Source organism: Sulfitobacter sp. 1A15299 (assembly GCF_043556915.1).
Taxonomy (GTDB): domain Bacteria; phylum Pseudomonadota; class Alphaproteobacteria; order Rhodobacterales; family Rhodobacteraceae; genus Sulfitobacter.
On record NZ_JBIFFJ010000023.1, the window covers coordinates 23,284 to 34,910 of the forward strand.

Below are 11,627 nucleotides of genomic sequence, written 5' to 3' on the forward strand. Positions count from 1 at the left end.
GTGGTGCCGCGCTCTAGGCTCACCAGCTATGGGCCAGCTTCACGGTGACTTCACGGCCGGGGCTGTAGAAGTCAGCGTAGAAACCGCCGTAGGAGGTGTGCTTTTCGTCGAACAGGTTGGTGACATTGGCCGACAGGGTGGTCTGATCCGACAGGTCGTAGCTTACGGCCGCATCCACCACGACAAAGCTGCCTGTCTCGCCCGCGGTGTTGCTATCGCTATAGTAGTAACCGCTGTTGAACCGCGCGCCCAAACCGACGGTCAGATCACCGCGGCCAAGGTTTTCCCATGTCCGGCTGGCCCAGATCGAGGCGACGTTTTCCGGCACGAGAGCGGGGCGGTTGCCGACGTTGCCAGCGGTGCCGTTCTCTTTGATCTCGGCATCCAGATAGCTGTAGGCGGCGGTGAGGGTATAGGCCCCCATCTCGGCCTTGGCTTCCAGATCAAGGCCGCGCACGCCGATCTCACCGATGGTTTCGGGCAGGTTGGTCGCAGGGTTGGTGCGGGTGATGTTGCTTTTCGACAGGTCATAGACCGAGGCCGTCAACAGCGCGTTGGTGCCCATGGGCTGCCATTTGGTGCCCAGTTCGAACTGCTCCCCCTCTTCCGGCTCGACACCAAGGCCCGCTGGCACGACCGACTGCGCGTAGTTCCCAAAGACCGACAGGTTGGGCTTGATCTTATAGGTCAGACCCACGCGGCCTGTCGTTTCGACGATGTCGTTGGTCTGCACCGTGCCGGCAAGGTTGTTGGTCTCGGTCACGTCGATCCAGTCGTGGCGCAGCCCGACGGAGGCGATGAACCGCTCGTTCCAGTTCAGCTCTTGCTGAAGGTAGAGCGCCTTGCCTTCCGTCTGGGTGTCGAGATCGGCATAGATCGGCACGCTGGTGGGGCGGCCCGTGTAGGTTGGATTGTCGCGGTCAACCGACGGTGCCGGGCCATAGAAGCGTTGGTCAGACCCGTCGGACCAAGAGAATTCGACCCCCGCCGTGGTGGTGCTGGCGGCCCCGCCGAGGAACCCCTCATAGGTCAGATGCAGATCGGAGATCATGCTCTCGCTCGTGCCATCGCTGGCAAAGTAGGCCCGGTCCACCGTGCTGTCATTCGGGGTTCCATCGCTGACATAGGCATAGCCGAAGTCATCGGCGCTGTCGCTATAGCGCAGGGTGCCGCCAAAGCTCAGCCCGTTGCCAAAGTCATGCGCGCCCAGAACAGAGACGGTCGTCCGCTCCGTCCCGCGGTAGTTGTAGTCAGGCTCACCGTAGAACACATCGCTGCGGTCGAAATCACCGCCCGCCGGGAAACCGCCGCTGCCGGGCACGGAATCGCGGTTAAGGTGATCGACGATCACGGTCAGTTCAGAGGCATCGGAGGGGCGCCATGTCAGGCCGCCCATCGCGAAAATCTCATCGTTCTCGGAATAGGGATACTCAAGCTCGCCATTGCGCAGCAGACCGGTGAAACGGTAGCTGAGCGTGCCTTCCTCATCCAGCTTGTCGCCGAAATCGACGCCAGTTTCCAAGCTGCCGTAGGAGTCTACCGAGGTATAGACGCTGCCAAAGCGCTCGTCGCGGGGGCGTTTGGAGACATAGTTGACCGAGCCGCCGGGATCGGACAGGCCAAAGGTCGAAGACGACGCGCCCCGGATCACCTCGACCCGCTCATAGGCGAAAGGCTCTTCACGGACGGCGCCAAAGTTCGCCCCCAGCGTCAGCCCATCGCGGTAGGTATAGGCCTCGAAACCGCGCAGGATGAAATAGTCGAACCGGTCGTCCGCGCCATAGCTGTCGGTGCTGGCACCGGCGGTGTAGTTCAACACCTGCTCCACGCTATCCGCGCCGCGGGCTTCGATCTCGCGGCTGGTGATGACCGAGACGCTGGCCGGGATGTCGATGATCTCACCCGACAGTTTGCCACCGCTGCTGATCTCGCTGGCGACAACCGTTTCGGCATCCGCCGCGCCGGAGGTCTGCGCCTCGGCTTCGAGGATCACGTCATCCAATTGGTAGGCCTCTTGCGCGTAAAGCGTGCCCGGCACCAGTGCCGTACAGCACAAAAGCGCCGTCTTGAGAGAGCCGCGCCCCAGTTGCAGAGGAATGAATTTGGAAGAGGACATGGCGGTCTCCGTAATAACCTAGTGAATCAGTCGGAATTCCCTTACCCCTAAGACACGGAGGAGGCCAGAGTCAATCTGACTAAATTAGTCAGTTATTTTTAGGCCGCGGCATTCTTGCGCGGCGGCCCGATCTTGTGACGCCCAATCGGCACCATGCAGGGGGTCTGCGAAACCGGGTCGCTGACGATACGGCACGACAGGCCAAAGACGGTTTTCACCAATTCCTCGGTCAAGACCTCGGCAGGCGGCCCCTCGGCGCGGATGCCGCCGTCGCCCACGGCGATCAGGTGATCGGCATAGCGCGCCGCAAGGTTCAGATCATGCAGCACCATGACGATCGTCGTGCCCTGCGCCATGTTGAGATCGACCAGCAGGTCCAGCACCTCGACCTGATGCGCCACGTCCAGAAAGGTTGTCGGCTCGTCCAGCAGCAGAAGGTCGGTCTCCTGCGCCAAGGCCATGGCGATCCAGACCCGCTGGCGTTGACCGCCCGACAGGGTGTCGAGATCGCGCTCGGCCAGTTCCTCGGTCCCCGTCGCGGCCAGCGCGCGGGCCACGGCGCGGTCATCCTCTGCCGACCAGCGCGAGAACAGCCCCTGATGCGGGTGCCGCCCGCGCCCCACAAGATCGGCCACGGCGATCCCCTCGGGCGCGATGGGCGATTGCGGCAGCAGCCCCATGACCTGCGCCAGCTTGCGCGATTTCATTTGGTGCACCGATGCACCATCCAGCAGAACCGCCCCGGCCTTGGGCTGCAAAATCCGCGCCAGCGTCCGCAGCAGCGTCGACTTGCCCGAGGCGTTCCCGCCCACGATGGCCGTGATCTGCCCCGCCGGCACGGTGAGGGTCACCCCCTCCAAAATCACGCGCTTTTCATAGCCCGCGCCCAGATCGCGCGTTTCAAGACGGTGGTCGTGGGTCATAGCGTGCCCCCATTTCTATTAGCGCGGACGATGAGATACAAAAGGAAGGGCGCGCCGACCGCCCCGGTGACGACCCCCACAGGCAAGCGGGCGGGCAGCAGGAACTGGCCTGCGAAATCGCCCGCGATGACCAGCAAAGCCCCCACCAACCCGGCCCCCAACAGCAACCCGGTCGACCCCGGCAACAGCCGGGCCGCGATGGGGCCAGAGAGGAAGGCGACAAAGGCAATCGGCCCGGTCGCAGCCGTGGCGATGGCGACAAGGCCGACGGCGGCCAGTGTCACCCGCAGCCGCGTGGCATCGGCGCGCACGCCCAAGGCTTCGGCGGTGTCATCGCCAAGACGCAGCACCTCCAGATCGCGGGCGGTCAGGGCCAAGAGCCCGCCGAAGACCAACAGCGCCCCCGCCACGGGCAGCGCTTGGACGAGTTGCATGCCGTTGAGGCTGCCGGTCAGCCAGCGCATCGCCTCGGCCCGGTCCCATGCGGGCGCTTCCAGCAAGACATAGGCCGTCACACTGTCGAGCATGGCCGAGACGCCGATGCCGATCAGGATCAGCCGCGCCCCGGCGGCCCCGCGGCGCGAGGACAGCGCCCAGATCATCGCCGCGACCCCAAGCCCCGCCACGACCGCGACGAGCGACACCAGCCACCCGTCGAGGGCCAGAATGACGATGGCAAAGACCGCCGCCGCCCCTGCGCTGGCGCTGATGCCAATGATGTCGGGGCTGGCCAACGGGTTGCGCAGCATGATCTGAAACGCCACCCCGCCCAAGCCAAAACTCGCCCCGGCCAGCAGCCCCATGACAGCGCGCGGCAGGCGCAGATCGGCCACCACGAATGAGGCATTGGCCCCCGGCGCCCCCGTCAGCGCGGCCCAGACATCGCCCGGCGGCAGGCACCCACGCCCGCAGCTGAGCGTGAGGAGCATAAGCGCGAGAACGAGCGCAGACAGTGCGCCCAGCACCTGTATACGGCGCGTCGCGGCAGGGCGGAAACGGCGGGGTGCGCTGGCGGTCACATCGCTCATAGCCCGCGCATCCTGTGATTACGCACCGTCCAGATAAAGAAGGGCGCGCCGACAAAGGCCGTGACGATGCCCACGTCCAACTCATTCGGGCGGGCGATGATGCGGCCCAGTACGTCTGACAGCCCCAGCATGGAAGCTCCCGCCAAAGCCGAAAGCGGCAGCACCAGCTTGTAATCGACACCCGCGATCATCCGGCACAGATGCGGCACCACCAGCCCGACAAAGCCGATCGGCCCGCAAAGCGCCGTCGCCGTGCCGCAGAGGATCACCGCCCCCGCCGCCGCCATCACCCGGCCCAAGGCAACGCTCTGGCCAAGGCCGGTGGCAAGTTCTTCGCCCAAGGCCAAAGCGTTGAGCACCCGGGCCGAGGCGAGGCTCAGTGCCAGCCCCACCAGCGCGAAGGGCAAGGCGGGCAAGAGCGTCTCGAAGCTCGCGCCGCCGATGCCGCCGACCTGCCAAGATTGCACGGAGCCCGCGATGTCATTGCGCGGCAGCACCACCGCGATGATGAAGGCCGAAACCGCGACGGAGGTCGCGGTGCCCGCGAGGGTCAGCTTGAGCGGCGTCGCCCCGCCCTGCCCTGCAGAGCCGATCAGATAGACGAAAACCGCCGTCACCCCCGCCCCGGCGATGCCGAGCCACAGAAAGCTCTGCGCGCCGCTGATATCGAACCAAGCGATGCCCACCACGACGAAAAGCGCCGCCCCCGCGTTGACGCCCAGAATGCCCGGATCGGCCAAGGGGTTGCGGCTGATGCCCTGCATCACCGCCCCTGCAAGGCCAAGCGCCGCGCCCGCCAAGATCGCCAGCGCCGTGCGCGGCATCCGCACCGCGACCGCCGCCGCGCCGATGGTTTCGATCTGGCCGGTCATGCCCGCCCAGATCTCGACCCACGGCACGGCGCGCGCGCCCACGGTCAGCGACAGGCCGGTCATCAGCAGCAACAGGCCCAGCAAAGCCGCAAGACCCGCCAGCCGTTGGGGGCGCTGCATTTGCATCATTCGCCGCGTGTGGCAGCGGCGCTCAGCCGCGCGAGGTAGTCGTCGAGCACATAGTCGATCGACAAGGGTGTCGGGTTGGCGGCGGTGCCCATCGGGTCATTCGCCAAAAGCACGACCGAACCACGGGCGACCGCCGGGAAACGCGCGATCAACGGGTTTTTGGCCAGTTCGTCCAACCGCGCCTGATCGCCATAGGTCACCACAACGTCCACGTCCTCGAACAGGTCGATCCGTTCGGCACTCACCCGGCCCGAGTATTTCCCGGCTTCGCTGGCCTCGCGCACCGCTTGTGGTGTCGCCATGCCGAGGTCGGTCAGAAACTTCACCCGTTGGTCGGCAGCGGCGTAGAAACCGATGGTGCTAAGGTCACGCGGATCAAGGTGGGTGACGAACATGCCCGTCTTGCCCGCCAATTCGGGATGCGCCGCGCGGGCGGTCGCGATCCGCTCTTCGACCTCGGCGACCATCGCCTCGCCTTCCTCGGCCATGCCAAGGCCCGCCGCGTTCTGGCGGATCATCTCGCGCCATGTCGTTGTCCATGCCGCTTCGGGATAGGCGACGACCGGGGCGATGCGGCTGAGGGTTTCATAGTCCGACTGCGACAGGCCGGAATAGGCGGCGAGGATCACATCGGGCTGGGTGCTCGCCACGGCCTCGAAATCGATACCATCGCCCTCGTCAAAGAGCGTGGGCACCTCGGCGTCGAGCTCGTCCAGCCGGTCGATCACCCAAGGCAGCAACCCGTCGCCATCGTCATCCCCCCATGAGGCGCGGGCGAAACCGACCGGTACGATGCCAAGCGCCAAGGGCACTTCGTGATTGGCCCAACCGACTGAGGCCACCCGCTCGGGCCGCTCTTCGATGGTGGTTTCGCCAAAGGCGTGTTCAACGGTGACGGGAAAGTCCTGCGCCATGGCGGCGGTCGCGCCAAAGGCCAAGCAAATGAATGACAACGTTCTGAGCACCGCGGCCCCCTTTAATCCGATTCTTTTAGTAAACTATTGCCTGTTATTCCGCTGTGGGCGGGGATGCAACAGGGCAGTTCATCGGAGCACCGCTTCGGACGGTGCCGGGGCGGCGTGCAAAACGGCCCCGGACTGGGGTTATTGGATGCTGACCGCGAAGGAGATGAAGCCCTGCGCGCCGGGGTGCAGCGCCCCGGTGCAGGACCAGCGTAGCGCCCCCTCATAGCCCGGCGCATTCGCCATGGGCGCGTCCAAGGTGCAGCTCACCCCATCGGCCAAGGCGACCGGGCTGGGCACCGCCGCCGCCAAGGCCGTGTAGGGCGGTGTCTTGTCGTAAATCACGATGTCGCGCGCAGGCACGGTGCCGATGGTCTCGACATAGATGCGGTATTCCAACACATCCCCGGCAGCGGCGCCGTTGCTGATCCCCTCGGGCGTACCGCGCGTCACGTTGCGGACGGTTTTGGTCAGTTTCAACGTGCCCTGCGCTGCCTCCACCACCAGCCGGTCGGTGTTGACGTTTTGCTGGGCAAGCCCGCTGGACCCATAGCTCGTGTCGGCGACCAGATCGAAACGATAGGTAGATCCCTGCGTCGCCGCGCCCGAGGCGGTGACCCGTGCAAGGACACAGATCAGCCTGCCCGCCTCGGTGGGCAATGGCCCCGTGATCGCTTGGTCCGGCGCGCCGTCGCAATCCGTATCCTCGTAAAGCGCGGTCGAAAACGCCCCTGCGGGGGCCGCGGCTTCGGCGGTGACGCTGAAGGTCACGCGTCCCGGGGCCGAGGCGATATACTCATGCCGCAGCGCCAAGACCTGCCCGGCCCGGATCGTCTTGTCCTGCGATTGGTTCAGCCGCGCCGCCTCGATGAGGCCGAAGTCGAGCCTGGCGTAGGTGGTGCCCGCCGCGGGGGTGAAGGTAAGGCGCCCGTCATGGGGATCGCCGTTCACCAGGCCGGGCAAGGCCGCGCCGCCGCCCTCGGAGACATTGAGCAGACCCGCGCCGGGCTGGGCCACCACGGTGACGGCGCCGCTATACCCGTCCGGCAGAGCCGCGCGCCATGTGCCGTCCGCCGCCAGATCGGGCGTGACCAACAAAGCGCCTCCCGCGTCCAAGATCTCGACCACGGCGCGGTCCGTGCCCGTCTCGCCGGTCTGCTGGGCCCCATCATAGGCGTCGGTCCCCGCCCCGATGTCAAAGAAGACCACACCAGAGAGCACCGGCCCGTTGGAGCGCCGGGCCACGCGGGCTACCGCCTCGTCATCATCGGCCAGCCCATCGCCGAGGTCATCCACCAGCGCACCAGTGCCGGGGTCGCTGTCGGGGTCGGCCAGCGACGCGCCGATGATCTCGGCCTGATTTTCCGTGGCGCCTTCGCCCTGCATCGTGACGCGGATGGTCAGGCTGTGGCTGCTGCCAGAAGGCACGTCGCCGAGCAGCCACAGGCCGGTCGAAGCCTCATAGCTGTCGCCCTGCGCCGCCGCGTCGTCAGAGACATAGGCGAAGCCATCGGGGATGAGATCGAGTACCCGCACATCCGAAGGGCTGCCGGGGCCGCTGTTGGTCACGGTCACCACGAGGTCAAGCGCCTCTCCCACCGTGGCCTCTGTCGCGGAGCTGGCATCCGCCGCGCGCAGGATGGTTTGGGTCAGGGCCAAATCGGCCTCGGTCGGCAGATTCTCGAAACCGAAATCAGAACTCACCGGGCTGCCGCTGCCCGCATCGACGGCAAGGCTGGCGATCGGGTTTCCGGTGGTCAGGGTGAGGCCCGCCGGTATTTCGGGGTCGGCCTCATCCACTTCGACCAGATAGGCGCGCGCCGGGTCGAGGTTGCTGAAGGAATAGTCCCCCGCTGCATCGGTTTCGGTCACCGCCACCTGCGTATCGTCGGCCCGGTCGCCGGGCGTGCCTGCATCGTCGAAAAGCGTCACTGTGATGCCCGCGGGCAGCGTGGCCTCTGCCCCATCGCGACTGCCGGACCTGTCGGTGTCCTCATAAAGCGTTCCGCCGATCCGGCCCTGTGGCAACAGGTTGACGAGGGTCACGAGGTAATCCTCAACCTCCCCATCGAAGTTCAGACCGCTGAAGGGGTCTTGAGTCAGGGCGCTCGAGGTCGACCAGCGGATGCGGGCATAGGTGGCGCCATTGCCCACATCGACCGGCACGGGAATGTTCAGGCTGATCTGATTGTTGAACGCGCCATCCGTATCGCCCAAGCCCCCATCGCGAAAGTTGATGGCCACCTGTTCGACCGGATCGAAGACATTGTTCTGGTTGAAGTCGATCCAGAGCTGAAGATTGGTGATGCCTTCGGTTACCGGCAGGCCAAGGGCCAGTTGCGCGCTGAGGGTTTCATGGATCTGAATGGTCAGCGGCACGATGGTGCCCGCCTCAAGCACCGGGAACTCGGCCACGGAATCCTCATCGTCGATCCCGTCGAGGTCGTCGCCATCGGCATTGGCGCTGAACATGCTCTCGGTCTCGGAATCGGGGAGGCCACCGCCAAGGTAGATATCCGGCACGATGATATGGCGCGGCTCACCATAGCTGGCGGGGGCATCGCCCCGGTCCACCAGATCGGCGGCGTCGATGATGAGGGAGTAATCCTCGATCTCGCCATCGGCGGCAAAGCTCGCCACCGGCAGCCCGGCCTCGGAGGAGTAGCGGAACCGCGCGAAGGTGGTGGAGGTGGTGGCATCGCTGGGCACGGTCACCTCGATCTGGATCACGCCGTCGCCCGCCACATCGTCAAAGCCGGTGCCATCGTCGCGCAGGTCACGGGCGATATTCTCACCGAAAGACCCCTCGAAGACACCGTCGCCGTTAAAGTCGATCCACGCCTGCAGGTAGCCCGCCCCTTTGACCGGAATGTTGAGCGTGCTGATCATCCCTTGGGTCATCACCGGAAAGACCACCGCGTCTTCGTCATCGCTGTCCAACAGGTCGTCCGCCGTAGCCGAGGCATCGGATTGCGCCACCAGTTCGATATCGGGTGGCACATCGCCAAGATAGACCTGCGGCGTGTCGCTGACCCCATGCGAGGCGGTCAGGTAAGAGATCGGCGCATCGCCGAAGTCGACCCCGAGACCATCGAAAACAGCGACCGTGACCTGCGCCCTGTCGCATTGCGTGGGGTCAATGCTGTCGCAAAGCTCATAGTCGATCAGATAGGTGCCCGAGGGCACCCCCGGCGGGACGATCACCCGGCCCGCATCCGCGCCTTCGGTCTCAAGCACGGGCACCGGATCGCCACTGTTCTGCGGCAGGGCTTCGGTCAGCACCTCCAGCGTCGCGGTGGGGAACGCGGCGGGCAAGCCGTTGATCGTGTCGTTGGACATGACCTCTCCCGCCGTGCCGCCAAGCAGGCTGTTGAGCGGCGTCGCGGTATAGTCATCGTCGCCCGCCACCACGCTGGCCGAGGTATTCGCCACGGCGCAAAGTCGGATCGACGAGCCGCGGTTCGCGTCATTCAGCGAAGAGCCGGCATAACCGTGGATGAACTCCCCCTCGGTGAAAGTGCCGTATTCATAGGTGGCATAGTTGTCAAAGCCGGTCTCGTTCGGCTCTTCCGTCCAATTGGTCGGGTCACCGACCTTGGCGGGGTCCATGGTGATCGCCTGCCCCCCGGCGGGAAAACTGGCAAGGGGGGCGGTATTGAAATACGAGATGCCATCGGGCGCAAGCAGCGGGCCGACCACGTCCGAACTGTCATCCGATGTCCCACGGCTGTCCACATCGGTCTGCTGAACAATCACGCCATTGATCCGGCTCTGCTCGACCGCGCGCCCTTCGGGGTTCGAGGGGGTGGCGCTGCCGTCTTCGACAAGGCGCAGACGGTAGGTGACAAAGCCGTTGTCAGCGGGGGTCATCCGCGCTTCGAGAGAGCTGTTGATATTGACCGCGGTGGCATTGCTGATCTGGGTCGCTTGAAAGACGACATCCAGATCGTTGCCATTGATGTCGGTGGTAACATTATCGAAGACGAAGATGTCCGAGGTCGTCAGCGCTGCTGCGCTGCCCGTCCCGGCCAGTTGTGTGCGCGGCTGAGAGAAAACCGAGCGCGTCGTACAGGTTTGCGGGCCGGTGTCGGTGGACAAGACATTGGCGACGATATTGGCGTTCTGCGGGTTGGACTGCAGGCGCGACACGAAAGGCGTGCCGATCGCGCCGATCCCCGCCGTGGCCGTACTGTCGACCGCGCCCGACAGGGCATCCGCCGCCGTCACGGTATATTCCGCCGTACAGGTCACCTTGCCCCCCGGCGCCACGGGTGCGGTGATGGCCGGGCACGTAACCGTGCCGACAAGACTGTCCTCGATCACCACGTCCTGGTTCGGGTTGAAGGGCAACTCCCCTGTGTTGGTCACCTCATAGATAAAGGTGACCGTCGTGCCCTGAAGCGCGGAGAGCGGGCTGGTGAAACGTGCAAGGCTGATGGTCTGTTCGGTGGTAAAGTTCACAGCGGCAAAGATGCCGATCCCCCGCGCCCCCGCGTCATAGGGCAGCGTTACCGGATTGTAGTAGCTGCGGACCTCGCCAATACTTTCGTCGTACCAAATCTCAATCCTTGAGGTCGCATTGGGATAGCTCAGCCGGATCGAGCCGTTGGTATCATCGCCCGACCCGGGAGAGAGGAAGGCGCTGCCGTCGATGAACAGACATTGCGCCTCGTTCCCGTTCAGCAGGCCGGTATCACCAGACCCCGGCCCCGGGCCGACCACGACGGTGGGCGCCGGACCCAGTGTCGTGATGCTTGGGTTGCCGTTATCGCCAAAGGCCGTCACGAAATCGCACCGGTCCCCGGTGCTGTGGGTGTCGGTGGGATCCACATCGAGGATGTCGACGGTGAGATTGTCGACCTGAAACGCGACGCCGCCGGAACTGGCCGATACGCTGGCGGTGAGCCGGTCATCGCCGCGCCGCCCCGCATTCGGCGCGGCATCGCCCACGATGACAAGCGAATCGACACCACCGCCCAGAATATTCACATCGTCGGGGGTGAAAATCGGATTGCCCTGCGCGTCAGCGCTATAGGGTCGCAGATTGCCAGTGATCTCGACCGTTGTGTCGATCTCGAAACCATATTGGTCCGACAGGGTGCGCAGCAAAGGTCCGGCAAAGCCAGCGGGCCAATCGAAAGTGGACCAATCGATAGAGAAATCCCCGGCATCCGCGGGAGAGGAGGAGACGGCAAGCGCGGCGCAAGCGGCGAGGGAGACACCGCGCAGCGCTTTTCGGCAAGGGAGACGTTTCACAATTCACCTTTCGGTCCGAACCGGAAAACCCGCGCAACGAGGCCCCCCGTGAGCATACGAACAAAAATCCACCGGACATTTATCGCGAATTGTTGGAGCCAATGCGAAGATGCGTCCGGTCAATGCGGATGCCACTGCGGATAGCGCGATATACTTACGGATAGGTGAAACAGCGCTGGCCAGATCGCCAAATGCGCCCCCGGTTTTCCCCCCGAGGGGAGGGACGGGGAAAACCGGTGGGGCGCATCGCTGCAAGGCTATCAGGGAGCCGCTCCCTGGGGTAGGGGAACGGGCAGCAGCTCCCGAGAAGGCCCGCGTCGTGAAGCATATTTTCAGGCGAA

At 65.0% G+C, this 11,627-nt stretch carries 6 protein-coding genes; all 6 read right to left on the minus strand.

Going from position 1 to position 11,627, the window contains the following annotated elements:
- Positions 1 to 19 precede the first annotated feature (19 nt).
- Positions 20 to 2,116 carry a TonB-dependent siderophore receptor gene (locus tag ACGYK7_RS15555; RefSeq protein ID WP_394403418.1) on the minus strand — a complete coding sequence of 699 codons (2,097 nt, stop codon included), beginning with the start codon at positions 2,114 to 2,116 and terminating at the stop codon, positions 20 to 22.
- Positions 2,117 to 2,214: 98 nt separating this feature from the next.
- On the minus strand, positions 2,215 to 3,039 hold the full coding sequence (locus ACGYK7_RS15560) for an ABC transporter ATP-binding protein (RefSeq protein WP_394403419.1): 825 nt from the start codon (positions 3,037 to 3,039) through the stop codon (positions 2,215 to 2,217).
- A complete protein-coding gene (locus ACGYK7_RS15565) occupies positions 3,036 to 4,067 on the minus strand; it encodes a FecCD family ABC transporter permease (RefSeq protein ID WP_394403420.1) in 1,032 nt (343 codons plus the stop codon). The genes ACGYK7_RS15560 and ACGYK7_RS15565 overlap by 4 nt, the downstream gene beginning before the upstream one ends.
- A complete protein-coding gene (locus ACGYK7_RS15570; protein ID WP_394403421.1) occupies positions 4,064 to 5,059 on the minus strand; it encodes a FecCD family ABC transporter permease in 996 nt (331 codons plus the stop codon). The genes ACGYK7_RS15565 and ACGYK7_RS15570 overlap by 4 nt, the downstream gene beginning before the upstream one ends.
- A gap of 5 nt (positions 5,060 to 5,064) precedes the next feature.
- Positions 5,065 to 5,982, minus strand: a complete 918-nt coding sequence (locus tag ACGYK7_RS15575) for an iron-siderophore ABC transporter substrate-binding protein (protein ID WP_394403424.1) — start codon at positions 5,980 to 5,982, stop codon at positions 5,065 to 5,067.
- 189 nt (positions 5,983 to 6,171) lie between these two features.
- Entirely contained in the window at positions 6,172 to 11,286 is a 5,115-nt protein-coding gene (locus ACGYK7_RS15580) for a GEVED domain-containing protein (RefSeq protein WP_394403422.1), read from the minus strand.
- Between the last annotated feature and the right edge of the window lie 341 nt (positions 11,287 to 11,627).